The organism is Acinetobacter sp. YH12151 (genome assembly GCF_013418355.1).
Taxonomy (GTDB): Bacteria; Pseudomonadota; Gammaproteobacteria; order Pseudomonadales; family Moraxellaceae; genus Acinetobacter; species Acinetobacter pseudolwoffii.
Genome location: NZ_VPCG01000003.1, coordinates 14,076 through 38,633, shown reverse-complemented (window position 1 = coordinate 38,633; position 24,558 = coordinate 14,076). Strand labels below are relative to the sequence as shown.

At 43.8% G+C, this 24,558-nt stretch carries 25 protein-coding genes and 1 pseudogene; 12 read left to right on the top strand and 14 right to left on the bottom strand.

Going from position 1 to position 24,558, the window contains the following annotated elements; all coding sequences use genetic code 11:
- Positions 1 to 58: 58 nt before the first annotated feature.
- Both FTU82_RS16100 and FTU82_RS16095 read right to left on the bottom strand, forming a co-directional pair.
- The gene (locus tag FTU82_RS16100; RefSeq protein WP_005170281.1) at positions 59 to 187 is read right to left on the bottom strand and encodes a hypothetical protein; all 129 of its coding nucleotides are present in this window, start codon (positions 185 to 187) and stop codon (positions 59 to 61) included.
- Between the two features lie 603 nt (positions 188 to 790).
- Positions 791 to 954 (bottom strand): annotated as a pseudogene (locus FTU82_RS16095) (NADP-dependent isocitrate dehydrogenase); the annotation flags it as partial.
- 195 nt (positions 955 to 1,149) lie between these two features.
- On the opposite strand from FTU82_RS16095, the gene FTU82_RS02000 reads away from it, so the two are divergent.
- Positions 1,150 to 1,938: an rRNA large subunit pseudouridine synthase E gene (locus tag FTU82_RS02000; protein WP_005170277.1), complete on the top strand. Its 789-nt coding sequence runs from the start codon at positions 1,150 to 1,152 to the stop codon at positions 1,936 to 1,938.
- On the opposite strand, the gene FTU82_RS01995 is transcribed toward FTU82_RS02000, so the two are convergent.
- Together FTU82_RS01995 and FTU82_RS01990 are read right to left on the bottom strand one after the other, a co-directional pair.
- Positions 1,935 to 3,320, bottom strand: a complete 1,386-nt coding sequence (locus FTU82_RS01995) for a heavy metal sensor histidine kinase (RefSeq protein ID WP_180001306.1) — start codon at positions 3,318 to 3,320, stop codon at positions 1,935 to 1,937. The two genes, FTU82_RS02000 and FTU82_RS01995, sit on opposite strands and share 4 nt — an antisense overlap.
- A complete protein-coding gene (locus FTU82_RS01990) occupies positions 3,317 to 3,988 on the bottom strand; it encodes a heavy metal response regulator transcription factor (RefSeq protein ID WP_005097421.1) in 672 nt (223 codons plus the stop codon). Before FTU82_RS01990 ends, FTU82_RS01995 begins: the two co-directional genes overlap by 4 nt.
- A 120-nt stretch (positions 3,989 to 4,108) precedes the next feature.
- Between FTU82_RS01990 and FTU82_RS01985 the strand changes: the two genes are divergently transcribed.
- The 3 genes from FTU82_RS01985 to paaI all read left to right on the top strand — a co-directional run bounded on the left by FTU82_RS01985 (position 4,109) and on the right by paaI (position 5,596).
- The gene (locus FTU82_RS01985; RefSeq protein ID WP_100355845.1) at positions 4,109 to 4,606 is read left to right on the top strand and encodes a heme-binding protein; all 498 of its coding nucleotides are present in this window, start codon (positions 4,109 to 4,111) and stop codon (positions 4,604 to 4,606) included.
- 69 nt (positions 4,607 to 4,675) lie between these two features.
- On the top strand, positions 4,676 to 5,074 hold the full coding sequence (uraH, locus tag FTU82_RS01980; protein WP_180001307.1) for a hydroxyisourate hydrolase: 399 nt from the start codon (positions 4,676 to 4,678) through the stop codon (positions 5,072 to 5,074).
- A 129-nt stretch (positions 5,075 to 5,203) separates the two neighbouring features.
- Positions 5,204 to 5,596 carry a hydroxyphenylacetyl-CoA thioesterase PaaI gene (gene paaI, locus FTU82_RS01975; protein ID WP_074383292.1) on the top strand — a complete coding sequence of 131 codons (393 nt, stop codon included), beginning with the start codon at positions 5,204 to 5,206 and terminating at the stop codon, positions 5,594 to 5,596.
- A gap of 65 nt (positions 5,597 to 5,661) precedes the next feature.
- Here the strand turns inward: paaI and FTU82_RS01970 are convergent, their stop codons facing one another.
- Positions 5,662 to 7,365 (bottom strand): M61 family metallopeptidase, encoded by a 1,704-nt coding sequence (locus tag FTU82_RS01970; RefSeq protein WP_180100983.1) that lies wholly within the window; start codon positions 7,363 to 7,365, stop codon positions 5,662 to 5,664.
- Positions 7,366 to 7,540: 175 nt separating this feature from the next.
- On the opposite strand from FTU82_RS01970, the gene FTU82_RS01965 reads away from it, so the two are divergent.
- The 3 genes from FTU82_RS01965 to slyD all read left to right on the top strand — a co-directional run bounded on the left by FTU82_RS01965 (position 7,541) and on the right by slyD (position 11,003).
- Positions 7,541 to 8,854 (top strand): D-alanyl-D-alanine carboxypeptidase PBP6B, encoded by a 1,314-nt coding sequence (locus FTU82_RS01965; RefSeq protein ID WP_005170266.1) that lies wholly within the window; start codon positions 7,541 to 7,543, stop codon positions 8,852 to 8,854.
- Positions 8,855 to 9,097: 243 nt separating this feature from the next.
- Positions 9,098 to 10,384 carry an NAD(P)/FAD-dependent oxidoreductase gene (locus FTU82_RS01960; protein ID WP_180001309.1) on the top strand — a complete coding sequence of 429 codons (1,287 nt, stop codon included), beginning with the start codon at positions 9,098 to 9,100 and terminating at the stop codon, positions 10,382 to 10,384.
- A 136-nt stretch (positions 10,385 to 10,520) separates the two neighbouring features.
- A complete protein-coding gene (slyD, locus tag FTU82_RS01955) occupies positions 10,521 to 11,003 on the top strand; it encodes a peptidylprolyl isomerase (RefSeq protein ID WP_005097432.1) in 483 nt (160 codons plus the stop codon).
- A gap of 154 nt (positions 11,004 to 11,157) precedes the next feature.
- Here slyD and FTU82_RS01950 read toward each other — a convergent pair whose 3' ends face one another.
- The 5 genes from FTU82_RS01950 to FTU82_RS01930 all read right to left on the bottom strand — a co-directional run bounded on the left by FTU82_RS01950 (position 11,158) and on the right by FTU82_RS01930 (position 15,733).
- The gene (locus FTU82_RS01950; protein ID WP_180001310.1) at positions 11,158 to 11,931 is read right to left on the bottom strand and encodes a M48 family metallopeptidase; all 774 of its coding nucleotides are present in this window, start codon (positions 11,929 to 11,931) and stop codon (positions 11,158 to 11,160) included.
- Positions 11,932 to 12,043: 112 nt separating this feature from the next.
- Positions 12,044 to 12,352: a hypothetical protein gene (locus FTU82_RS01945; RefSeq protein WP_100355850.1), complete on the bottom strand. Its 309-nt coding sequence runs from the start codon at positions 12,350 to 12,352 to the stop codon at positions 12,044 to 12,046.
- Between the two features lie 160 nt (positions 12,353 to 12,512).
- On the bottom strand, positions 12,513 to 13,832 hold the full coding sequence (locus FTU82_RS01940; protein WP_004278963.1) for an adenylosuccinate synthase: 1,320 nt from the start codon (positions 13,830 to 13,832) through the stop codon (positions 12,513 to 12,515).
- Between the two features lie 70 nt (positions 13,833 to 13,902).
- Complete coding sequence (locus FTU82_RS01935; RefSeq protein WP_180001311.1) at positions 13,903 to 15,069, bottom strand: ATP phosphoribosyltransferase regulatory subunit; 1,167 nt, start codon at positions 15,067 to 15,069, stop codon at positions 13,903 to 13,905.
- Between the two features lie 208 nt (positions 15,070 to 15,277).
- Positions 15,278 to 15,733 (bottom strand): Lrp/AsnC family transcriptional regulator, encoded by a 456-nt coding sequence (locus tag FTU82_RS01930; RefSeq protein ID WP_004645552.1) that lies wholly within the window; start codon positions 15,731 to 15,733, stop codon positions 15,278 to 15,280.
- A gap of 146 nt (positions 15,734 to 15,879) precedes the next feature.
- On the opposite strand from FTU82_RS01930, the gene FTU82_RS01925 reads away from it, so the two are divergent.
- A complete protein-coding gene (locus FTU82_RS01925; RefSeq protein ID WP_180085450.1) occupies positions 15,880 to 16,629 on the top strand; it encodes an AzlC family ABC transporter permease in 750 nt (249 codons plus the stop codon).
- Positions 16,626 to 16,925, top strand: a complete 300-nt coding sequence (locus tag FTU82_RS01920) for an AzlD family protein (RefSeq protein WP_180085448.1) — start codon at positions 16,626 to 16,628, stop codon at positions 16,923 to 16,925. The genes FTU82_RS01925 and FTU82_RS01920 overlap by 4 nt, the downstream gene beginning before the upstream one ends.
- Positions 16,926 to 16,968: 43 nt before the next feature.
- Here FTU82_RS01920 and FTU82_RS01915 read toward each other — a convergent pair whose 3' ends face one another.
- A complete protein-coding gene (locus FTU82_RS01915) occupies positions 16,969 to 17,265 on the bottom strand; it encodes a hypothetical protein (protein ID WP_180072276.1) in 297 nt (98 codons plus the stop codon).
- A 191-nt stretch (positions 17,266 to 17,456) separates the two neighbouring features.
- Complete coding sequence (gene gap, locus FTU82_RS01910; protein WP_180085446.1) at positions 17,457 to 18,479, bottom strand: type I glyceraldehyde-3-phosphate dehydrogenase; 1,023 nt, start codon at positions 18,477 to 18,479, stop codon at positions 17,457 to 17,459.
- A gap of 388 nt (positions 18,480 to 18,867) precedes the next feature.
- Here gap and alaS point away from each other — a divergent pair, with 388 nt between their 5' ends.
- From alaS to csrA, 3 genes are all read left to right on the top strand, one after another.
- Entirely contained in the window at positions 18,868 to 21,561 is a 2,694-nt protein-coding gene (gene alaS, locus FTU82_RS01905; protein WP_180085444.1) for an alanine--tRNA ligase, read from the top strand.
- 64 nt (positions 21,562 to 21,625) lie between these two features.
- Positions 21,626 to 22,906: an aspartate kinase gene (locus FTU82_RS01900; protein WP_005097443.1), complete on the top strand. Its 1,281-nt coding sequence runs from the start codon at positions 21,626 to 21,628 to the stop codon at positions 22,904 to 22,906.
- 249 nt (positions 22,907 to 23,155) lie between these two features.
- Positions 23,156 to 23,410 (top strand): carbon storage regulator CsrA, encoded by a 255-nt coding sequence (gene csrA, locus FTU82_RS01895; protein WP_005097444.1) that lies wholly within the window; start codon positions 23,156 to 23,158, stop codon positions 23,408 to 23,410.
- 101 nt (positions 23,411 to 23,511) lie between these two features.
- On the opposite strand, the gene rnhB is transcribed toward csrA, so the two are convergent.
- Together rnhB and FTU82_RS01885 are read right to left on the bottom strand one after the other, a co-directional pair.
- Positions 23,512 to 24,105: a ribonuclease HII gene (gene rnhB, locus FTU82_RS01890; RefSeq protein ID WP_005170243.1), complete on the bottom strand. Its 594-nt coding sequence runs from the start codon at positions 24,103 to 24,105 to the stop codon at positions 23,512 to 23,514.
- Between the two features lie 57 nt (positions 24,106 to 24,162).
- On the bottom strand, positions 24,163 to 24,534 hold the full coding sequence (locus FTU82_RS01885) for a hypothetical protein (RefSeq protein WP_100329010.1): 372 nt from the start codon (positions 24,532 to 24,534) through the stop codon (positions 24,163 to 24,165).
- Positions 24,535 to 24,558: the final 24 nt, after the last annotated feature.

The following is a 24,558-nucleotide window of genomic DNA, read 5'->3' as shown; positions in this document are numbered from 1 at the left end:
AATCAATGATATAACAACGCCCTTATGTAAGGGCGTTGTTATGGAAGGTAGCTAGGAATTACTTACGTTTTTTTGCACGGGAGGGTTTGGCTGGTTGTTGCTGTTGCTGTTGTTGCTCTTCATTCTGAGCGCTGTCCTGCTTGTCCTTTTGTTGGACCTGCTTATGTTTCGCTTTAGATTTGGCCATATTATGTACTCCTTCGGAGAAACGTCTCTATCACTGGAAGTTCCATTGATCACTCTAACGTTTTTGGAAAATATGCCAATCATCGAGCTGTATCCAAATACGTCAATGTAATAATAGGTTGGCTAAGTGATTCAACTCAGAACAAATCCTGTTCTGGCTCACTACAATCTTTACGCAAAGTTGCAGCTTGATACTCATTTTAACTTTTGGGCGTTTATCAATCAGAATTTAAGAAAATTTAATCCCCCCTGAGAAACCTGCGATTAATATAGGTTTTAATTAGGAGAATCAGGCTTTAATGAGTTAAGTATATCTGCAATAGTAGGATGATCAAATTCAAAAAAAGCTCGCAGTCTTGCGCTTGACCTCCAGCGCAAGACTGCGTGAATGTTCGCTCTTTGGCTATTTTTATAGCTAAAATCTTCTTTATGATCAGGTCAGGACTTCTTTCTAGTAGTTCATGTTTAACGCACAATTTAGTTCAAGGTGATTCTAGTCATGTCCATTTTTTCTCTTTGATTAACTTGATAACCTTTTTTACTTCTGACAGATTCGATATCTATCTGATCCAAGCATTTGAGGGCTTACTACTCTATGCTTTTAAACTGCAACATCTACCACAGCCTGCATCGTTGGTGTAATATCAGCACCAATTTCATTCCCTTTGATACATGGGACAATTGGATTATTTGCTAGGTTGAGGGACAGGTTTGCATTAACGGTAATTTGGCACCATCCGCAGGTACTACGATCTTTTGATATTCTATTCTTCATATTTTTCCGAATGCTACTGACAAACCTAAAAATAATTGCCAATTAGGCAATACTTTCAACTGTTCTTAACGCATAATATTCTAATCCAGATTCGTTGTTTTTGAGATTTATACGGGAAATAACCAAATTTCCCTTTAAAATAAGCCTCTACATTTTTTAAGTTTATGTAATTATAGAAGTTATTTCCTATGAAAATCGTCATTTTAAACAAACCCTATGACGTCCTCTCCCAATTCCGCCCAGATGAAAAACACCAAACCATGGCTGATTTCATCGACGACAAAGATTTACGTCTTGCTGGTCGTCTGGACATGGACTCAGAAGGTCTGGTTTTTTTAACAGATCACGGTGGTCTGAACCAGTACATCACCAATCCTGCCAATAAAAAGTTTAAAACCTATATGGTGCAGGTTGATGGTGATGTCACCGAAGAAGCACTTGAGCAGCTTCGTAAAGGTGTGGAACTTAAAGATGGCATGACCCTTCCAGCCAAAGCTGAAAAAGTATCTGAACCGGAATGGTTGTGGGAGCGTAATCCTCCTGTACGTTTCCGTGCATCTGTCCCAACGTCTTGGGTTGAGATTTCAATTTGTGAAGGCCGTAACCGTCAGGTTCGTCGTATGACCTCTGCGGTGGGCTTCCCTACACTGCGTTTAATCCGTACTAAAATTGGTGATATTGACCTTGTACGTATGGATATTAAACCGGGTGAAACCAAAGAAATTGAACCTTTACTTTATCCAGATTTCCAGAATGTTCCTGCTGAAGAGCCATACCGTTCACGTTCTTATGTGAAAAAACCGGGTGGTACGGGTGGTAAGCCAATGGTTCGCAAGAACAAAGATGGTTCAGTGAAAAAATCAGGTACCAAACGTATCTGGCAAATGGACGAAAGCGAAAAGCCGAAACGTCGTACCAATGGTACAACTCGTCCAAATACCAAAGCACCTCGTGGTCGCGGACGCGGTCGTGGTTAAAACCCAGTCTGCTCATCAGGTAGGGACAGGCTAAAGATCACGCCAGACGGTGTATTTTCTACAGTTGTCTGCCCCTGATGGAGCTGCATGATCGACTGTACAATGGCAAGGCCCAGACCACCCGTCTGGGCTTTTTCGTGCCGGCTGTCATCGATCTGATAAAAACGCTCAAATAAATGCGGATGGTGCTGCTCTGCAATCCAGACTTCTGGCGTCAACACTGATATTTTAATCCTGTGGTTGAGTCGCTGTGCAGACACAATAATCTCACTCCCAGGCTGACCATAAGTAATGGCATTGCTGATCAGATTGGCGACTGCGCGCTGTAACAATACGGTGCTGGCTGTCAGACTTAAATCTGGCGGAACATCCACTTTTAAATGCATCTGCTTCTCTTCGGCCAGAAAGCTGAAGTACTCAAGCAATTCTTGCAGCATGTCATTTAGATTGAAATGCTGTTTTTCAATCGCATATCCGCCATGTTCTACCCGGGCGATAAACAGCATACTTTCAATCATCTGGCTCAGGCGTTCGTATTCTTCCAAGTTGGAATAGAGCAGATTTTCCAGTTCAGCAGGTTCGCGCGACCGCGATAACAGAATCTGTGTCTGCCCGATTAAATTGTTTAATGGGGTGCGAAGTTCGTGTGAAATATCCTCAGAAAAACGTGCCAGCTGCTGATACGCAGCCTGAATATTAGCGAGCATATCGTTCATGGCCTGACGCAGCTCTTGAACCTCAAGCGTATTACTCTGAACATCGATGTGCTGATTGGGCTGCTGAATATTGACCTGTGCTGTAGCCAGCATCAACTGGCGCATGGACTTGAGAATATAGCGTCCTGCCAGCCAGGCCATCAAGGTCGAGAGCAGTATGCCAAGCAGACTATAGAGCACCAGTTTTGATAAATAGTTTGCCAATATCCTTTGTCCCTCTGCCAGCTGCTTACCAGCCACCAGTTGATAACTGCGACCATCAAACTGCACCTGTTTAAAAGCCAGTCGTGTCGAAGGCTGTTCAGCCTGATTATTCTGAAACTGTAAGGCAGAGGTATAGTGCAATGCCGGAATATGAATCTGCAAAGGATTGATTTCAATCAAGCGATTATTCTGATGTTGCAGCAGCAGTAGATTATCTTCTTGCCCCAGCATGTTTTCATATAATTTGGGATGCTGAACCAAAAGCTCGAAACTCTGGGCATCTTCAAGAAATATTTCAATTCGGGAAATACGTGCAGCCAGTGCCTGATCCTGCTGAGCCTGAATCATCTGTTGCATATTTTGATAAGACAGTAACGCCACACTCAAAAAAACCACGCAGGACACCAATGCAAACGCAATACTCAAGCGTGTTGCCAGCGGTAATAAGATAGGATTGTTCATGGGTATTCATCAAGTTTATAACCCATACCGCGTACGGTATGAATCAGTTTTGGCGTGTAATGATCATCAATTTTGCTCCGCAGCCTGCGAATGGCCACATCCACCACATTGGTATCGGTATTAAAATTGATATTCCAGACCATGGAGGCAATCTGGCTCCGGGTCATCACCTGCCCCTGATGCTCCATCAACAGTTGCAACAGCGCAAATTCTTTCTGGCTTAATTCGATCTTTTGTTCATTACGATATACTTCATGCTTTAGGCGGTTCAATACCAGACCTGCAACCTGATAGGCCTCCTGCTCCAGTCGCGGCACACGGCGCAACAGACTTTTGATCCGGGCCAGTAACTCAATATAGGAAAAAGGTTTGGTCAGATAATCATCGGCGCCAAGCTCCAGGCCTTTCACCCGATCCAGCACATGATCGCGTGCAGTGAGCATCAATACCGGAATCTGGCTAAAAGTTCGCAAGGTTTTCAGCACCTGCCAGCCGTCCAGATCTGGCAGCATTACATCCAGCAGTACCAGATCAAATGACTGTTGCTGCAAACAGGCCAATGCCAACACGCCATTTTCAGCAATGGCCGTGCTATAACCTGACTCACTCAGTCCTTTTGCCAGATATTCAGCAATCTTGACTTCATCTTCTACAATTAAAATATGCATGTCAGTAGTTTAGCTGTTTTTAGCTATGCCTAGATTACAAATTGGTAATCTGATTGTCATGCTGCACTGGCGTATTTCTTTCTACAATAGCAACAGTATTCAATTGCATGAATGACAAGTATGAAAAATTCAATCGCCAAAACAACCCTAGCCTTGTTCAGCAGCTCATTACTACTCAGCTCACTGGCACATGCAGAATTAAAAACAGCACCAGTCATGTCGCTAGAAGCAGCAAAGCTTATGGCCAGCAATGTCATGTTGGCCTGCCAGAAACAGGCCAAGCCCGCAGCAGTCGTGGTTCTGGATCAGGGTGGTAATCTGCTGGCTAGTCAACGCCATGAATCTGTCGGCATTCACAACCTGATCGCAGCAGAACGCAAGGCCTTTACCGCGTATTCAACGAAAACCAGTACGCTGGATTTTATGCGCAATGCCCAGAACAATCCGGACGCACAGAACCTGAATAGTTTGCCTGAACTGCTGTTACTGGGCGGCGGTGTACCTGTTATGTACCAGAATCATATTTTAGGTGCTGTAGGTGTTGCGGGTGCAGGCGGTTCGGAACAGGATCATCAATGTGCCAATAGCGGCATTCAAAGCACTTTAAAACAGCTTTAATCTATTTAAATAAGTCTTATTGGTTTCTTTTATTCAATATTACTTCATCCATCTACTGAGGAATACAACATGAAAAAAATCCTGCTAGCAACCTTTGCAAGCACCGCAGCCACGCTTTCCTTTGCACAGAATCCACTTAGTGTGCATGTTCTGAATCAGGAAACAGGTTTACCTTCCGCAAATATTGCAGTTACTTTGGAAGCACAGCAAGGTGAGAAATGGGTCAAGCTCAATGAAGCTAAAACAGATCAGAATGGCCGTATTAAAGAGCTATATCCAAAAGATACCAATCTGCAAAAGGGTATTTATAAAGTGACCTTTAAAACGGGTGACTGGTTTAAGGCCAATAATCAGCGGACATTCTTCCCTGAAGTACCGGTGGTCTTTATGATTGATGGCGCTTTAGAACATTATCATATTCCACTGTTATTGAGCTCTTATGGTTATTCGACTTATCGCGGTAACTAAGCTCTTTCACTTAAGGCCCATCTTATTGGGCCTTATTCTTTTACTTGTTATTCTTGTGCTGGAATGCTATTCATAACTCATATTAAATGAATTTAAAAATAAAACGTATCTCAAACAAGGAGCTTTGCAATGGATCAGCAAGTCAACCAGATGTTTAATCAGGATCGATTAATCCAGCATCTTGGTGCACACCTTGTTGCTTATAGTCACAATCACGCAAAAATTTCGCTGAAAGTCACTGAACAACATTTACAGGGTCACAAGACCTGTAACGGCGCAGTGATTTTCGCGCTTGCAGATGCGGCATTTGCCATTGCCTGTAATACAGGTGAACATCCGGCTGTTGGTCAGCATTGTGGAATTCATTATTTAAAATCAGGAGTTCTTGGCGATACATTGACTGCTGTAGCAGAACATAGGGCCAGCAGTGGCCGTAGCGGAATTTACGATATTCAGGTGATAAATCAGCATGATCAAATTGTGGCAGAGTTCCGCGGTACGTCTCGACTGATCATCAGATAATTTTCAAAACTTGATGCAATAAAAAACCGATGCCTAAGCATCGGTTTTTAAAGTTTGAAATTTAATTAAGCTTTCAACCACTTTTCAGCTTTAGTCTGATCTTCAATTTTCAGTTCAACTTCGGTCAGTTCAGAACCACCTGCCTGAACGTCAAAACTCATTAGCTCATCGCGACGGAAAGCATGCATGGTATAAACACCTTCCTGTTTTGCATAACTTTCCATTAACTTCGTCATTGCTTTTAAACCATCAACGGCAATAATCACATCATTGGCAGAAAGGCCAGCTACTACAGCAGTACTATCACGACGCGCCGACTGAACCAGTACACCTTCCGGCTTATCTACCAGTTTTAAACCAAAAGGCAATGACTTGTCATTTTTCAGGTTATAACCGATACCAAACTCAGGCAATAACTGATCCAGTGGCAATTCATCTGTGGTATTAATCAAGTGATTAATCTGCTCTGACCAATCATCACCGGTCAGCTCTTTGCATAATTCAAAGATCGTCCGCTCATGTACCTGAACACCCTTTTGTGCATTTTCATACAAACGGCGCATCAAGGCATCCAGACTTGAACCGCGTAAACGCAAACCTAAGTCTAGGCACAATGCAACCAAACAACCTTTGTTGTAATAGCTGGTGCCGGCATTATTCGAATTTTCATCCTGACGGTAGAATTTCACCCAGGCATCAAAACTGGATTCAGACACCGACTGAATCGCACGACCTGGATTCTGCAAGTAACGATCAATCTGCGCTTTTAACAAGCTGATATATGATTCCTGATTAATCACGCCACTGCGTAGCAAAATCAAATCATCATAATAAGAAGTGAAGCCTTCAAAGATCCACAGCAAAGACGTATAGCCTTCACGGTTCAAATCATAATTGACAAAATTTTCAGGGCGAATAAATTTCACCAACCAAGAATGGAAATATTCATGGCTACATAGGCCGAGGAAACGCTGATAATCTTTGGAAGGTTCTTCAGGCTCATTGGCCTTCGGCAAGTCATCGCGCGGTGAAATCAGGCTGGTCGAGTTTGGATGTTCCAGACCACCATAACTATTTCCGGTTGCCATGGTCATAAAAGTATAGTCAGCAAATGGCGCTGAACCGAACATGGAGATTTCTGTGCTACAGATTTTCTCAATGTCCTGCTGCATACGTGCTGCATTCATCGCATGCTTGCCGGACACCACAAACTCATGCGGAATACCATTCGCTTCAAAACTGAAACGGGTTTGCTCTGCCAGTTCAAACGGTGCATCAATCAATTCAGCATAGTTTTTGGCTTTCAGGGTGAAACGGCCCTTGACCAGACTTTTGGATTGCATGCCGGTTGCCAGTTGGAAATGCTTTAACTCATCTGGCAGGAAGATTTCTAATTCAATCTCTTTATTTTCCTGACCTTCTAGCCCCAAGCATGCACAGGCCGGGTTGACATAGAGACGGTTTTGATCCACATATGCACCACGAACAGACAGGTCGTAGGCATAGACATCATATTCAACCGTAATCAGCTCATGATCGGTATTGAATAAACGCCATTTGTTCTTTTCAAATTTCTGGATTTGCAGTTGACGTCCATCTTCATCATAAGCTTTGACCGCCTCAATGTGTTTGGAAAACTCTCGAATCAAATAACTTCCCGGAATCCAGGTCGGTAATGATAAGATCTGCGTCGGGTCTGCCAGAAAGCGAACAGTCACGTGAATAAGGTGCTGACGATAATCGTCAAATTCGATTTGATAATGCAACATAATGGGCGATATAAAATGAAAATAAATGAGGTATAGCTTAGCTTAGCATTTTTTAAGCCAAGATGGTTTAGCTGTCTTATTTGTCTACATTTACGACTAGCTATCTGTATAAAAAAGGCATAGCATGCCTGAAAATTTAATCGTTCAACGCCCGACGGGTTATTAAGGAACATCCTTGAAATACATCATCTCACTGATTGCGGTATTCAGCTTATTTATTTCTGCATTTTCACATGCTGCCTTACTCAATATTCTGCCTGAAAGCGTTGAAGCTGAAGCCTGGACTATTCTGGATTCACAGTCTGGTCAAGTCATTGCAGAACACAATGCCGATGTGCAACGTGCGCCGGCTTCGCTGACCAAAATGATGGTGGCTTATATTGCCTTAAAGGAAATTGAGGCCGGAAAATTAGATAAAAATGAAGTTTTAACTGCCACATCTGTGGTTAAAAATGTCATGTGGGATGAGTCACAGATGTATCTGAAAGAAGGTGATCTGATTACAGTCGATCAGCTTCTGGCGGGTTTGATTATCATGTCTGCCAATGATGCAGCGTTGACGCTGGCTGAGAAAATCTCGGGGAGTGTTCCCCAGTTTGTAGAGCGGATGAATCAGGAAGCCAAAGCACTGGGCATGCAGCATAGCAATTTCCAGAATCCGGCCGGCATTACCATGCCCGAGCATTATTCGACTGCTGCCGATTTGGCCCGACTCTCTATGGCGGTGGTGAATGAAACCCCGGATTATCTGTATTATTCCAAACAGCCAAGTTTCACTTATAACCAGCATTTCCATCGTGCCACCAACCGTGTACTTCAGGTCGACCCAAGCGTAGATGGTTTAAAAACCGGTTTTACCCGTGCGGCCGGTTATAACCTGGCGCTGACAGCCAATCGTGTTACAGCAGACTTTGAAATGCCGAAGCGCCGTCTGATTGTGGTAGTGCTAGGCACTAAAAGCGCCACAAAGCGCGCTGAGATATCGCATAAACTGATGAATCTGGCTTATACCTATACCCGCAATGAAGTCGCGATCAAAGATCAGCAACTGTTGGCTGAGTTGCCTGTGATTAAATCCACTTTAAAAATGTTTAAAGTGCAAACCAAGCAGCCGCAGATTATTACTACCTCGCTTTATGATCAGAGCTATAGCATTGACCTGAATCAGTTTGATCAGGCCCATCAGCGCGTCATGCTAAATACAGGTGATGGCGCTTTAAAAAGTATCGAGCCACTTCAGGAAACCCAGACCCATATCAATGTTGAAATGAAGGCATCTGAACTCATTGCGCCTTTAGCCAGCATGATGCCTTTGGCCACGATTCAGATTTATCAAAATAATCAGTTAATTCGCACCATTCAAATTGAAGATCATGTCGAAATTGAAGAAGCCAACCCGTTGCAGAAGTTCTTTAGCTGGCTGCAAGGTTTATTCAGTTTCTTTTCAGACTCAACACCCGGCGTAAAACTGTATCCTCTAGATCAATAATCCTCTCAATATCAAGTAATTCTTTAAGCTAGAAGCGCTGATGTAGCCTTCTAGCTGATTCATGATCTATCCCAAATGAGGCACCCTGCCCGAAACGCAGCAATTATTACCCGCTCTCACAGAATTGCTACGTTTTGTAATGTGTATAACAATTTTAATCAAGACGCGATTTAGCACATGCCATAGTATATTTTCTCTCTATTTCTCTTATTTTTATTAAAAAAATAAACAGGTTAAGAACGCATGACAGTACATAAAATCGTGATTGTGGGTGGTGGCGCTGGTGGTCTGGAACTGGCGACACAATTGGGTGATAGCCTGGGTAAAAACGGCAAAGCCCAGATTATTTTGATTGATCAAAAACTGACACATCTCTGGAAACCGCTGCTACATGAAGTCGCCGCAGGTACCTTAAATCCACATCAGCAAGAAACCAATTATTTTGCCCATTCTGCCGCGCATCATTATGAATTTGTTTTGGGGACATTCACCGGTCTGGATCGCGAAGCGAAACAGATCATCGTCGAAACAGAATATTTCTCTAAAAAAAGTGAGCCCAAGAAAAATCAGCGTATTGGCTATGACACACTGGTACTGGCTTTAGGTTCAACCTCAAATGACTTTAATACCGAAGGGGTCAAACAGTTCTGTCATTTTCTCGACAGCCGTCAGCAGGCAGATATCTTTCAGCAGGATCTGCTGCACCTGTATTTAAATGCTCAACATGAGACTTCAAGCCGTGAGCTGAATATTGCTATTATTGGTGCCGGTGCGACTGGGGTAGAACTGGCAGCGGAGCTGGTAGAAGCCAAACAGAATTTCTTTCAATATGGCTTAAACAAGGTCGATCCCAACAAAGTCAAAATCACCTTGATTGAAGCCGCGGATCGTATTCTGACTGCACTCTCGCCTAAAGTTGCTGCAAATACCATGAAACAGTTAGAACAGTTCGGTATTGAAGTCTTGACCAGTCATCGAGTGGTCAAGGTCGATGAAGACAAGATTTATTTTGCCGATGGTTCCAGTCTGGATGCTGAAATCAAAGTCTGGGCTGCAGGGATCAAAGCACCGGAAGTCTTGGCACAACTCGACGATATAGAAAAAGACCATATTCATCGGCTCAAAGTTTATGCCACGCTGCAAACCAAATCTGATCCAAGTATTTTTGCATTTGGTGATTGTGCGCATTGCCAGCCTGCGGCAGATCAACCGGTATTAGGGCCGCGTGCTCAAGTGGCCAGCCAGCAAGCCAGCTTTCTGGCCAATGCTTTAAAAGCCCATGTCAATGGAGATAGCTATTTGCCGATGTTTAAATTTTCTGACAAGGGCTCCCTGATTTCCTTAAGTCAGAATAAAGCTGTGGGGGAATTGCTGGGTCAGGTCAATGTGCAAGGCTTTGTCGCCAAAACAATGTATGTCTCTTTATACCGGATTCATCAGGTGACCATTCATGGTTATGCCCATGCCGGTATTTTGACTGCAAAAGATTTAGTTACACGAAAAATCTCTCCAAAGCTGAAATTGCATTGAAATTCCAGAATTTGGCCCAATCAATGAAAAAATCGTCAATAAAATTGTCAAATTGCGTTTTTTTGCTAATTTTAGTCTACAAAAATGCAATTTCACTTTATGATGTACCCTTAAAAAATTGAATGGATCAATTCACATGACTGCTATTGCAAATAACCTCGTGGTTTCTTTCCACTACACATTGACTAACGCAGAGGGTGAAACTCTCGACCAATCTCAAGGTGAACCACTTGCCTATTTGCACGGTGCAGGTAACATCATCCCAGGTTTAGAAAACGCGTTAGAAGGCAAAACTGTGGGTGAAAAATTCACTGTTAATGTTCCTGCTGCTGAAGGTTATGGCGAATATAACCCTGACCTCGTACAAGAAGTTCCTGCGCAAATGTTCCAAGGCGTAGACAACATTCAAGCAGGTATGCAGTTCCAAGCTCAAACTGATGACGGCGTGCAAATCGTAACTGTTAAAGCAGTTGAAGGCGACAATGTTGTTGTAGATGCGAACTTCCCGCTTGCTGGTCAAGACCTGACTTTCGAAGTTGAAATTGTATCGATTCGTGAAGCTTCTCAAGAAGAATTAGATCACGGTCATGTACACGGTGCAGGTGGTCACCAGCACTAAGATCTTCTGATCGAGTGTAAAAAAGGCAAAGTGAAAACTTTGCCTTTTTTATTGCCGCCAAAATATTCATTTTAAAATGGAGAATAAAAAAGCAGGACCATGGCCCTGCTGTTTCAATCCGATCAAGAGATCCCTTTAGAGAATAATCGCTGGATTATTTGCGTTGATTATAAATCTGCATGGCTGCTGGTAACTGTTGACGCATTTGTCCAATACGCTGGCTGTTCGATGGATGCGTAGACAGGAAGGTTGCGCCATTGCTGCCACCGAGTTTGTTCATTTTTTCCCACAAGGTAATCGCTGCATTCGGGTTATAACCTGCACGTGCCATCAGCATCAAGCCACCCTGGTCAGCACGGCTTTCCAGATTACGCGAGTATGGCAGGCCAATCCCGATCTGACTTCCTAATTGCGCTGCTGCTGCGCCACCCTGGCCCACACCAGCTGCATTAAGACCAATGCCTAAAGCCAGGTCGGTGAGCGCCTGGGCACCAATTTTCTGCTTAGAATGCTCTTCTAAGGCATGTACCATTTCATGACCCATAATTGCTGCAATTTCAGCATCGGTCAGATTCAGCTTATTCACAATACCGGTATAAAATACCACTTTACCACCCGGTGCAACAAAGGCATTAACCTGATCGGACTTGAGCACAGCCAATTGCCACTGGAATGCTGTACCAGTCTGGTTCATTTGGTTCGCAATCGGCTTTAAACGGTTAAATACGGTATTAATACGTTTATAGGTCGCTGAACTGGTGTCCAGTTGACCTTTATTTCTGGCATCAGTCACCATAGCATTATAGCTTTGTGTCGCAGATGCATTTAAGGTCGCAGAATCAGCCCCGGCAATATCCGCAATAGTGGTACAACCCGACAATGTCACGACTGCGGCAGCCGCCATACCCAATAAAAATTTATTCTTCATTATAATCAACTCTACCTTAGCCCAAGCTTAATTTACATTGTAAAAATTATAAGTGAAAGCATACAGGAGCTAAACGCTTAATTACTCCATCTTCTTATAAATTCTGTAATTTTTAAGCCAAGTACTGTATCGCCAGCCAATAAATCAGACAGATAATGTTCAAGCCCAGATAAACCTGACTTAAGGGTTTTATTTTTTGTTCCAGAATTTCATCTTTACGTTTAAAAAATAAATAGGCGTTTTGCAATAAAATAATAGGCACTAATATACAGGCGATAATGACACTCAGACCAATCAGCGCCGCATAAATCACCTCAGGATTTTGGGTTTGCGCGCGAATAATCATCATGGCAATTGTTGGCGCCCCGCCCATCGCGAATAACAATGAATAAAACATAGTCGCCGATATATTTTTTTGCATCCTGCTGCTCATTTTTCTTTCTTTATATACCGCTATGTTAAAGCACATCACGTAGTATTACCGATGCAACTTTAGTCTTGAAATAGCTGCATAAATTCAGGATATAAAAAAACCCATCCGGAGATGGGTTTTTATCATTCAAGCTTTAATCAAATGAAGATTAAGCATCAAACGGGTGACGAAGAACAATGGTTTCTTCACGGTCTGGACCTGTTGAAATGATGTCGATTGGACATTCAATCAATTGCTCAAGACGTTTTACATAGTTCAATGCAGCTTCTGGCAACTGATCCAGTGATTTCGCACCGAAAGTTGACTCAGACCAGCCTGGCATAGTTTCGTAAATCGGTTTTAAAGTTTCGAATGCAAGCGCATCAGAAGAACCGACACAACCAGAATCTGCAGCTTCATAACCCACACAAATTTTCACTTCTTCCAAACCGTCAAGAACGTCAAGTTTAGTCAGGCAAATACCAGAAAGTGAGTTTACGTCAACTGAACGGCGTAGAATTTCAGCATCGAACCAGCCACAACGACGTTGACGGCCAGTAGACGCACCAAACTCATTACCAATGGTACCCAGGTGTTTACCAATTGCATCACCCGTGTCATTTGCAGCGTCATACACCAACTCAGTTGGGAATGGACCTGCACCTACACGCGTTGTGTACGCTTTAGTAATACCCAGTACATAGTCAAGATGCAAAGGACCCAGGCCTGAACCAGAGCTTACGCCACCAGCAGTTGTATTCGAAGAAGTTACATACGGATATGTACCGTGGTCAACGTCAAGAAGTGAACCTTGCGCGCCTTCGAACATGATGTTGTCACCGTTTTTACGGTAGTTATGCAATTCAGTGGTCACATCCACAACCAGTGGAGCAACAACTTTACGCCATTCGTCGCAAAGCGCCAGCACATCTTCCAGTTTAACTGCTTCAACACCGTAGTATTCAGTCAGCTGGAAGTTATGGTAGTCCAGAAGTTCAGTTAACTGAGCAGTAAGATGTTCACCACCACGTACCAGGTCAGCAACACGTACTGCGCGACGCGCTACTTTGTCTTCGTATGCAGGACCGATACCACGACCTGTCGTACCAATCTTCGCATTACCACGTTTTTTCTCACGCGCCTGATCAAGTGCGATGTGGTTCGGAAGAATCAATGGACAGTTTGGAGAAATGCGTAAACGTTCTTTAACAGGAACGCCTTCTTTTTCAAGAATATCCATCTCTTTGATGAGCGCTTCAGGAGAAAGAACAACACCGTTACCAATTAAGCACAATACGTTTTCACGTAAAATACCTGATGGAATGAGGTGTAAGACAGTTTTCTTACCACCAACCACAAGAGTGTGACCTGCGTTATGTCCGCCTTGATAACGAACTACCGCTGCCGCTTGATCTGTGAGCAGGTCGACGATTTTACCTTTACCTTCGTCGCCCCATTGGGTACCAAGTACCACAACATTCTTGCCCATAATAGCCTCATTACATCATGCTGTTAAAGTTGAAAGCCCCGCTCAGCGACATGAACACTGAGCCAAGCAGTTAAATCGTTTTGACTGTCCACTCACCATTCGCATTCACCAGCTGGTGCGTCGCATATGGAATCGAGTTTAAATCATCATTACCCAGTAACTGAATTACACTTAAGCCTTGTGCACGAATGTTCTGAATCGCATTCAGAAGTTCTGCATCAGTGCCTTTAGGTGCAACCACAACCTGTACTGCGTCAAACTGACCTGCGCTTAAAGCATATAAGTCACAAGAGAAACCGGTTGCCGGACGCGCACGACCAAAATGTTCACCAATGCCATCATAACGGCCGCCTTGTGCCAGTGCAGCTGCACGGTTCGGTGCATAGACCGCATACATCAGGCCAGTATGATAATGGTATGAACGTAATTCAACCACATCAATACCAATACTCAAGTTTGGCCAACGGGCTTGAACTTGATCTTTGGTAATTTGTAAGGCATCAAAAGCTTGCTTGAAGGCTGGATTCGCCAACACTTCAGCACTTAAATTTGCCTGTAATGCGTCCAGATCGCTGGCATAGCGGCCCAGTGCATAAAAGTCCTGACCAAATTTCAGTTCTGCCGTAAATTCTTCCAACTCTGGCAAGGCCTTACGTTGGTATAAATCAGACAGTTTACGTTCAGCAACTTTGTTCAAACCTGCTTGAGCCACCAGACTGCGGAATAAGCCGACATGACCTAAGTCCAGATGGATTCCGTCTGCCAGACCTGTTTCCTGAATCAGACTGATCATTAAATCGACCATTTCTACATCGGCATCGATGCTGTCTGAACCAAACAGTTCGGCGCCTAACTGCAAAGGCGCACGCGAGGTATTAAAACCGCGTGGTTTGGTATGCAGAACGGTACCTGCATAGCAGTAACGCGCCACACCTTCCACTGGATGTACATGTGCATCAATACGCGCCACTTGTGGTGTCATATCGGCACGCACACCAAGCAAACGACCAGAAAGCTGATCGATGACTTTAAAAGTGGCTAAGTCTAAATCTTGATTCGATTCTGAGAGAGAAGAGAGAGATTCGATGTATTCAATGAATGGCGTGTACACCAACTGATAACCTCGAGATGCAAGGAAATCCAGTGATTTACGGCGCAAACTTTCAATGACTTGCGCTTGTTCTGGTAATACATCAGCTACACCATCAGGTAATAACCATGTCTCTGAAATGGGCATGTTGTAAACCTAAATTCTTGTCAGCGCGGAACGAATCCGCATAAAAAAATCGGGAGCACACCCGATTTCTCCTAGTCTAACACGATAGTTTTGGCTGTGCATCGCAAAATTTTATAATTTTTACTCTCTTATGCAATGAGCCACAATTGCGTCAACTATCAGCGTTTTATCGTGTATGACCAGCACGCGCTATAAACAAAAAATCATTTTAGACCAATGGCAATGCGGTGGTGCTTTTTACCGTTTGCAATGGAATTTCGGTTTTTACACTTTGGATGCAGGGAATTTGAGTCAAATGATGAATCTGAAATTTACGATAGGCATCCAGATCGGCCACTACAATTCTTAAAAAGAAATCACAATCCCCCGCCATTAACTGGCATTCCACCACTTCCGGCATCTCCTTGATGGCTTCAACAAATTGATCGACCACGGCAGCTTCTTGAGATTTAAGCCAAACCCGTGCAAATACACTCATTGCCAGATTGACCTTTTGCGGATTCAGCAGCGCGACATACTGCTCAATCACACCATCATCTTCCAGCTGTTTCACCCGTCTTAAACAGGGTGACGGCGACAAGCCAATTAATTGTGCCAGTTCATTATTTTGCAATTTTCCGTTCTTTTGCAGTTCATGCAAAATGCGTTTATCAATTTGATCCATCTTGTTACTTTAGTATTTAAAACTCCTTGAAGCCAATTTAGCGCAATTTAATTCCAAATCAAATTTAAATTGCATGCACTACAACAGCAAATAGCCTGATTATCGCTATAAAATACGGCTCAATATTAAGTCCTCAGGTCACTGACATGCTTTTGCTCAGACAAAGCAGCACGCCCGCGCTCGCACATACAGATTTCAGCGAATTTCAGCGCGGCATGAAAGATTCTATTCCTATGCTTTTAGGAATTATTCCCTTTGCTTTGGTGCTAGGTGCGACTGCGATTCAGAAAAATTTCAGTGTGCTGGAAGTGCCTTTGCTGACTGGACTCAATTTTGCCGGCGGTTCTGAATTTGCCATTTTGGAAGTCTGGACCAGTCCACCCAATTTGTTCATGCTGCTGTTTATTACCTTTTTGGTGAATAGCCGGCATTTGCTGATGGGTGCAAGCCTAGTTTCGTATTTAAAACATCTCCCGAATCGCAAAGTATTGCCGGCCCTGTTTTTTATGGTTGATGAAAGCTGGGCCTTAAGTCTGGCGGATGCGCAAAGAAAGCAGGCCCAGCAGGGTTATCGGGCTGCTTTTAGCATGCCCTACTATGCCGGTTTATGTTTCTGTCTTTATCTGATGTGGGTCGGTTTTACCACACTGGGCGCGATGCTTGGACCTGTTTTAGGCGATATCAACCGCTGGGGCTTTGATATGGCCTTTCCTGCTGTATTTCTGGTGTTGATGCGAAGCATGTGGAAAGGTTTTGAGGCTGCCCGGCCATGGCTGGTCAGTTTAGTCTGTGCGGCTTTGGCTTATTTATATTTACCTGCGGGCTGGTACGTGCCGATGGGTGCCCTAGCCGGCATTGTGTCTGCTTTTTTCTTGATTGGTGAGGAGGAAGCATGATTGAGATGAGTACATTGCTGGCCATCCTGCTGATTGCTGCGACCACCTATTTAACCCGGATCTTGGGCTATGTCTTATTAAAAAACAAACCGCTGACACAGCGCCAGCGTAAAATTCTGGAAGTAGTCCCCGGCTGCGTGCTGATTTCAGTCATCGCACCGTATTTTGTACGCGACAACCCTGCAGATCTGATCGCTTTGGCTTTAACGCTGTTCGCCGCTACGCGTTTTGGCTTGCTCCCCACAGTTGCCATCAGCATGGTGTCTGCAGCCGTCTTAAGAACTCTTCTCGTCTAGCCCTCAAACAGAATTCTTTATATGATTTCTAAAGGGATTCTGTTTATTTCTGTGGGTCTACGACCTTGGTGAGCAGGCTGACCAGCTCTGCATTTTGCAACTCGACCTGCTGCAGTTTGGTTGTAGTCTGATCCAGCACTTCCTGCTGTACATGCATTTTTTTAGCCAAGTCCTGCATGATTTCCAGGGTCTTTTTTAAATTTTCTTCCAGATGCGCGACTTTCTCTTCTACCGGCACGCCCTCCACGACACCTGAACCATCATTCTGATTGAACTGCAGCCAGATTAGAAAAATCACTGCCAATGTGAGCAGTATAATAAATCCCCAAACCACCATCATATGCTTGCTCTTATTTCATTTTATTGGCTTTATCTTAACGAAAAATCATGCAGATGATGCAAATAATTCAAGCACTCACGCTGCTTTTCGATCAATTACGCGCAAATTCTATTAAAACAACGCATATCAAGAATGTTTAAAGCAAAAAAAGCACCGTATATCGGCACTTTTTAGGCTTAGCAAAGTCAAACTTAATGAAAAGATTCACATAAATCCAGCAAGCGGTTGGCATAACCCCATTCATTGTCATACCAGGCAAAGACCTTGGCCTGTTGCCCCACCACTAGGGTTTGGGTCAGATCAACGATCAAGGAATAAGGGGAATGATTAAAATCACTCGACACCAAAGGTTCATCCGTCACTGACATGATTTCGGCAAAATCCTGTCGCGCAGCCTTAATTAACACTTCATTCAGTTTGTGATCGGTAATCGGTGACTGGGAAACAAAGGTCAGGTCAATTGCTGCGACATTAATGGTCGGCACCCGAATTGAATAACCGTCAATCCGATCTTCCATTTTTGGCATAACCCGCTTTAATGCACCCAGCGCACTGGATGTGGTGGGAATAATATTGTGTCCTGCTGCCCGTGCACGACGCAAATCGCGATGCGCCTGATCCAGCACAGATTGATCTGCGGTCACCGCATGGATTTCGGTCATTAACGCACTGCTGATGCCAAAAGCATCATCGAGGATTTTGACCAGCGGTACTAGGGCCTGAGTGGTACAGGACACACTGGAAATGATCTGGTCGGTGGCTTTAACTTCGTGATGATTGACACCATACACAATCGCAGCATCGACAGTATCAAAGGGTGCTGCTCCAATAATCACCCGTTTCGCCCCTGCCTCAATATGCTGGGTCGCAGCTTCACGGGAACGGAACAGCCCGGTACATTCCAGCACCACATCTATTTCAAGTTTTTGCCAGGGAAGCTGCGCCGGGTTGGCTTCACATAAAACCTGAACTTTTAAGCTGGCATCCTGATAGCTGAGATGCAGATAAATATGTTCGGCATCATAGCTGACGTCTACCTGTCCCGGAAAACGGCCATGGGTTGAGTCATATTTAAACAGATGAATTAAGGTTTCAACATCAGCAATATCGTTAATGGCAACGATTTCAAATTTAAAATCTTTCGGATTTTCAAACCAGGCACGCAATACATTACGTCCAATACGCCCAAATCCATTGATTGCCACTCGTTGCATGACTCAACCTTTTATATGCCTATTTTAAAACTCCTCTATGTTAAAGGATTTCTTGCGCAGTACATGAAAAACTTCAGTGAAAATATTGATTTTCGATTATTTTATTTCTGATACATCGCCCAGTATTCAGATCTTTTAAAATTCTGATGCTGTGTAAATAGATGGATATAACCGAATTGTTCTGAATAGAAAATTCATTTTATGAATTCAGCACTAAACCCGAGTCAATAATTCCTTGGCAATTGGTTTTAAAATGATTGGTGCATACCGCTTTTTCCGTTATAATTTGGCGTTTTAAATTTTTAAGCCCCGCATTGCAGCAGAGCTCTCATGTGCTTGTCAGACTGTGGTGTTTTAGCCAAATCGGAAATTATGGAGTGACTTGGTTGTGAGTACTCGTTTTATGACATCAGCTGAAATTCGTGAAGCATTTTTGCGTTACTTTGAATCGCAAGGGCATACACGTGTCGCGTCGAGTTCACTAGTACCCGCCAATGATCCAACTTTACTGTTCACCAATGCGGGTATGAACCAGTTTAAAGATTGCTTCTTAGGTCTAGAAAAACGCGATTATGTCCGTGCCGTATCATCACAAAAATGCGTACGTGCAGGTGGTAAACACAACGACTTGGATAATGTCGGTTATACCGCGCGTCACCATACCTTCTTTGAAATGTTAGGTAACTTTTCATTTGGTGATTACTTCAAACGTGATGCGATCAAATTTGCCTGGGATTTTTTGACGGGCGATGACTGGTTAGCGCTACCTAAAGATAAGCTTTATGCCACTGTTTATCATACCGATGACGAAGCATTCGACATCTGGAACAAAGAAATCGGCCTAGATGCATCTCGCATTATCCGTATTGGTGACAACAAAGGTGGTCAATACGCATCAGATAACTTCTGGGCGATGGGCGACACAGGTCCTTGCGGCCCATGTTCTGAAATTTTCTTTGACCATGGCGATCACATCTGGGGTGGCCTGCCGGGCACACCTGAAGAAGATGGCGACCGTTTCATTGAAATCTGGAACAACGTTTTCATGCAGTTTAACCGCACGAGTGATGGCGTACTTCATCCGCTTCCAGCGCCTTCTGTAGATACTGGTATGGGTCTTGAGCGTATTTCTGCAGTTTTACAGCATGTCAACTCAAACTACGAAATCGATTTGTTCCAGCACTTACTCAAATCTGCGGCTGAGATCATTGGTCTGGATACTACTGCACTTGAAGCTGAAGCGGCTGAAAAAGGCACACCTGTACAATACCCTGCTTCACTTAAAGTGGTTGCTGACCATGCACGTTCATGTTCATTCCTGATTGCTGATGGCGTAAATCCATCAAATGAAGGTCGTGGTTATGTACTGCGTCGTATCATCCGCCGTGCAGTGCGTCACGGTAACAAACTGGGTGCGACCGGTTCATTCTTCCATAAAATGTTGCAGCCGCTTATTGAAGTGATGGGCGAAGCATATCCAGAACTTGCAGCACAACAAGCACGTATCGAAGCTCAACTGCTCAAAGAAGAAGAACAATTTGCCAAAACACTTGAGCAAGGTTTGAAATTGCTTGAAGGCGAATTGGCACAATTAAAAGGTTCTGTGATTCCGGGTGAAGTGGTTTTCAAACTTTACGACACTTACGGTTTCCCGACGGACTTAACTGCGGATATCGCACGTGAACGTGAATTAACGATTGATGAAGCTGGCTTTGAAGTTGAAATGGCAGCACAGCGTCAACGTGCGCGTGATGCAGGCAAATTCGCAATCGACTACAACAGTGTTGTCAAAGTTGAAGGCGAAACTCAATTTGATGGTTATGATGCAACTGCAGGCGAAGGCCAAATCATCGCAATCTATAAAGATGGCGAGCAAGTAGATGAAGTCGTTGAAGGCGACGAAGCTTTAATCGTACTCAACCAGACTCCTTTCTATGCAGAAAGCGGTGGTCAAATCGGTGATACAGGGATTTTCAAAAACGATACCGGGATTTTCGAAGTTCAGGACACGAAAAAATCTGGTGGTGCATTTGTACACCAAGGCATCGTGACCATGGGTAGCTTAAAAGCAACCCAATCTGTTGAAGCGACTGTGAAAGCAGACATCCGTGCAGCAACTGCGCGCAACCACTCTGCGACTCACTTGTTACATGCTGCGCTGCGTCAAATTCTGGGCTCACATGTACAACAAAAGGGTTCATTGGTCGCATCTGATGTGTTACGTTTTGACTTTGCCAATGATCAACCGGTTAGCTTTGAACAGCTGCAAGAAATTGAACGTCTGGTCAATGCTGAAGTAATTGCCAATACGGCTGTTTCTACTGAACTGCTGGATATTGAATCTGCCAAAGCCAAAGGTGCGATGATGCTGTTCGGCGAAAAATACGGTGACGAAGTCCGTGTATTGTCAATGGGGTCAGTGATTGAAGAGAAAAATTTCTCCATCGAGCTTTGCGGTGGTATTCACGTAAAACGTACCGGTGACATCGGTCTGTTCAAGATCACTTCTGAAGGTGGTGTTGCAGCAGGTATACGTCGTATTGAAGCAGTGACAGGCACCAAAGCAGTTGAAGTTGCACAAAAAGCCGATCGTGACATCAATACGATTAACGGTTTGCTCAAAGCGCAAAAAGACCAGACTTTAGAAAAAGTTGAAGCGTTAGTTGATACTGCCTCTGGCTTGCAAAAACAGATCGAACAACTGAATCAGAAACTTGCTAGCCTGCAAGCCGGTGAACTTCTAAGCCAAGTTCAAACCATTGCAGGTCGTGCAACCTTGATTACAACCGTTGAAAATATGGATGCGAAAGCACTACGCAACCTGCATGACGGTGTGAAATCAAAATTAGAAAATGCAGTCATTGTGCTTGCAGGTGTAGAGGGTGACAAGGTGAGCTTGATCGCATCTGTAGCAAAAGACTTTACTGCATCTATAAAAGCGGGTGACATCATCAAACATCTGGCAACCGAGCTGGGTGGTAAAGGTGGTGGTAAACCTGACTTGGCACAAGGTGGCGCGCCACTTAACGAGAAGTTTGCTCCGGTGATGGCAGATTTAACTGCCTGGCTGGCAGCAAAATAAAACTTCAATTTTGTGTAACTGACCCTGATAGGACTATCAGGGTCATGGCTTATATGGAACAACTATGGCACTAATCGTTCAAAAATATGGCGGTACCTCTATGGGTACTCCCGAGCGCATTTTAAATGTTGCTCGTCGTGTGAAACGCTGGCATGACCATGGCCACAAGGTGGTTGTGGTTGTATCAGCGATGAGTGGCGAAACCAATCGTCTGCTTGCTCTCGCGAAAGCCATTACCGAAACCCCTGACCCACGTGAACTAGACCAGATGGTCTCTACGGGTGAGCAGGTTACGATTTCTATGTTAGCGATGGCGCTCAACTCTATTGGCGTTGAAGCAAAATCACTAACAGGTCGCCAGGTTGGCATGAAAACCGACAGCTCATTCAATAAGGCACGTATCGAATCAATTGATACTGAAGTCCTGAACTCGAATCTGGATGCTGGCCGTGTACTTGTAGTTGCAGGTTTCCAGGGTTTTGACGAGCATGGCAATACCACCACTTTAGGCCGCGGCGGTTCTGATACTTCAGGTGTCGCGATTGCTGCTGCACTAAAAGCCGATGAATGCCAGATTTATACAGACGTTGATGGCGTATATACCACTGATCCACGTGTTGCACCCAAAGCCAAGAAAGTTGACCGTATTTCCTTTGAAGAAATGCTTGAAATGGCGTCACTGGGTTCAAAAGTCCTGCAAATTCGTGCAGTTGAATTTGCCGGTAAATATCAAGTACCTTTACGCGTATTATCCAGCTTCGACAATGACAATGATGGCGCATTCGACGAAGAATTTAAGCAAAACGTGGGTACACTTATTACGACTGAATTGGAAGACAATATGGAACAGCCAATTATCTCCGGTATCGCATTTAACCGTGACGAAGCAAAATTAACGATTTTAGGTGTACCTGATGAACCGGGCATCGCCTCTAAAATTTTGTGCCCGATTGGTGATGCCAATGTTGAAGTGGATATGATTATCCAGAACGTTGAAGAAGATGGTACGACTGATTTTACTTTTACAGTCAACCGCAGCGAATTGAACAAGGCCAAAGCCATTCTCGAAGCAACCGCTCAGGAAATTGGTGCACGTGAAGTCGCTACCCGTTCAGATATCGTCAAAGTTTCTATCGTCGGTGTAGGCATGCGTTCACATGCAGGTGTTGCAAGCAAAATGTTTACCGCACTGGCAGCTGAAGGTATTAACATCCTGATGATCTCTACTTCTGAAATCAAAATTTCAGTGATTATTGAAGAAAACTATCTGGAACTTGCAGTTCGTTCACTGCATACCGCCTTCGGTCTAGACCGCGAACAAGGTGAATCAAGCGTACGCGCTTAAGAGGAATGACAAAATATTGTCATTGTTTGACAGTATTCTATAAATCTCTACAAAAATTCAGAGCCACTATAGTTTTTTTTATAGTGGCTCTGTTATATTAAGCCTGAGGATTTTTAAAAAACTGAGATAGATTAAAATCTTTCACCCAGATGACAGAATTTCTATCCAGATTTTATTTTTTAATTTTTGGTTGTGTTTTTGTTTTATATTCAATAGATTGCAGGTTTTGCATTTTGCAAGGAGAGAAACATGCTGATTTTGACTCGACGTGTCGGGGAAACTTTAATGATTGGAGACCAAGTCAGCGTGACTGTGCTTGGTGTAAAAGGTAATCAGGTTCGTATTGGGGTCAATGCTCCGAAAGAAGTCTCTGTGCACCGTGAAGAGATTTACCAGCGTATCCAGCATGAACGTGCAATGCATGAACATCTTCAGCATATCGATCAGGATTTCCAACCTTCGTATGAAGATGAAAACCAAACACAAAATAACTTTAACCGTTAATTTTTGTGTAAATCATAAAGCGGCTTTGAAGCCGCTTTTAATTGATCTATACTTTAATGAATACACATTTCAATATTCAGAACCTTTAAATTAAATAAGAATTAAAGTTCTGCGCCCTGCTGTTCCAGCAATGCTGCAACTACCTTTTTTACCGGCCCAAAACTACGACGGTGCTCATCAATCACCCCATGCAAGGCAATCGCTTCAAAATGTGCTTTGGTTGGATAGCCCTTGTGCTTGGCAAAACCAAATTGTGGATGCTTTAGATCCATCTCAATCATTTGATGATCACGGGTAACTTTGGCCAGAATACTAGCAGCAGAAATTTCTGCATGCAAAGCATCGCCACCAATGATCGCGTCACAGCTCATCGTTAGCCCCTGAGGGACTTTATTGCCATCGACCAGCACATGCTCAGGTTGAATCGCTAAAGCTTCTACAGCACGGCGCATTGCCAGTAAGGATGCCTGCAGAATATTATGCTCATCAATTTCTGCTGCTGACGCCTCAGCAATTGCCCAAGCCAGCGCTTTTTCCTGAATTTCGATAAAAAGTTTTTCACGTTTCTTTTCAGTCAGTTTTTTAGAGTCATTTAAACCTTCAATCGGGTTATTTGGATCTAAAATTACCGCGGCCGCCACCACTGAACCGACCAGCGGTCCACGCCCTGCTTCATCTACACCAGCAATTTTCATGTCATTTCCCATAAAAAATAGGCTGAACCTGTCAGCCTATTTCAATTTAATCTTGGCTTAGTTTACAGCTTCAGCCACACAAGCGTTAATGGTTTTTGCAACCACATTGCCCACGATTGTGGTACGTGCCACCGGATCAATCGCAGCAGTCGCCAAATCAACCGCTGTCACATTTTGCGGTGCTTTTTCGCTGACACAGCCACAAATTTCAGACTGGATATTTTGCTTTTGTGTTGTGGTCATTAAACGTGTTGCCGTTTGCCACGCTAGAATATTATTCAGTTCAGTGGTGCATTTTGCATTGATCGCGATTTTAAGCGCAGTGCCGCCCAGTTGTTGAGTGGTACTTGGCGCCTCAGAAGTGCCTGTCGCTGTACACGCTGATAAAACCAGAGTCAGTGGTGCAAGTACAGCCAATAATTTTTTCACAGATATATTCCTTATTCATTCATA

Bases quoted from the DNA above. Each gene is read 5' to 3' on its own strand.
- FTU82_RS16100 (WP_005170281.1), bottom strand. From the start codon at position 187: ATGGCCAAATCTAAAGCGAAACATAAGCAGGTCCAACAAAAGGACAAG.
- gap (WP_180085446.1), bottom strand. From the start codon at position 18,479: ATGCAACGAGTGGCAATCAATGGATTTGGGCGTATTGGACGTAATGTA.
- FTU82_RS01920 (WP_180085448.1), top strand. From the start codon at position 16,626: ATGATTGAGATGAGTACATTGCTGGCCATCCTGCTGATTGCTGCGACC.
- FTU82_RS01970 (WP_180100983.1), bottom strand. From the start codon at position 7,365: ATGTTGCATTATCAAATCGAATTTGACGATTATCGTCAGCACCTTATT.
- FTU82_RS01945 (WP_100355850.1), bottom strand. From the start codon at position 12,352: ATGCAAAAAAATATATCGGCGACTATGTTTTATTCATTGTTATTCGCG.
- FTU82_RS01930 (WP_004645552.1), bottom strand. From the start codon at position 15,733: ATGGATCAAATTGATAAACGCATTTTGCATGAACTGCAAAAGAACGGA.
- rnhB (WP_005170243.1), bottom strand. From the start codon at position 24,105: ATGAAAATTGCTGGTGTAGATGAAGCAGGGCGTGGACCGCTGGTCGGT.
- FTU82_RS01950 (WP_180001310.1), bottom strand. From the start codon at position 11,931: ATGAAGAATAAATTTTTATTGGGTATGGCGGCTGCCGCAGTCGTGACA.
- FTU82_RS01985 (WP_100355845.1), top strand. From the start codon at position 4,109: ATGAAAAATTCAATCGCCAAAACAACCCTAGCCTTGTTCAGCAGCTCA.
- csrA (WP_005097444.1), top strand. From the start codon at position 23,156: ATGCTGATTTTGACTCGACGTGTCGGGGAAACTTTAATGATTGGAGAC.
- FTU82_RS02000 (WP_005170277.1), top strand. From the start codon at position 1,150: ATGAAAATCGTCATTTTAAACAAACCCTATGACGTCCTCTCCCAATTC.
- FTU82_RS01915 (WP_180072276.1), bottom strand. From the start codon at position 17,265: ATGATGGTGGTTTGGGGATTTATTATACTGCTCACATTGGCAGTGATT.
- FTU82_RS01995 (WP_180001306.1), bottom strand. From the start codon at position 3,320: ATGAACAATCCTATCTTATTACCGCTGGCAACACGCTTGAGTATTGCG.
- FTU82_RS01940 (WP_004278963.1), bottom strand. From the start codon at position 13,832: ATGGGCAAGAATGTTGTGGTACTTGGTACCCAATGGGGCGACGAAGGT.
- uraH (WP_180001307.1), top strand. From the start codon at position 4,676: ATGAAAAAAATCCTGCTAGCAACCTTTGCAAGCACCGCAGCCACGCTT.
- FTU82_RS01990 (WP_005097421.1), bottom strand. From the start codon at position 3,988: ATGCATATTTTAATTGTAGAAGATGAAGTCAAGATTGCTGAATATCTG.
- paaI (WP_074383292.1), top strand. From the start codon at position 5,204: ATGGATCAGCAAGTCAACCAGATGTTTAATCAGGATCGATTAATCCAG.
- FTU82_RS01960 (WP_180001309.1), top strand. From the start codon at position 9,098: ATGACAGTACATAAAATCGTGATTGTGGGTGGTGGCGCTGGTGGTCTG.
- FTU82_RS01900 (WP_005097443.1), top strand. From the start codon at position 21,626: ATGGCACTAATCGTTCAAAAATATGGCGGTACCTCTATGGGTACTCCC.
- slyD (WP_005097432.1), top strand. From the start codon at position 10,521: ATGACTGCTATTGCAAATAACCTCGTGGTTTCTTTCCACTACACATTG.
- FTU82_RS01935 (WP_180001311.1), bottom strand. From the start codon at position 15,069: ATGCCCATTTCAGAGACATGGTTATTACCTGATGGTGTAGCTGATGTA.
- FTU82_RS01925 (WP_180085450.1), top strand. From the start codon at position 15,880: ATGCTTTTGCTCAGACAAAGCAGCACGCCCGCGCTCGCACATACAGAT.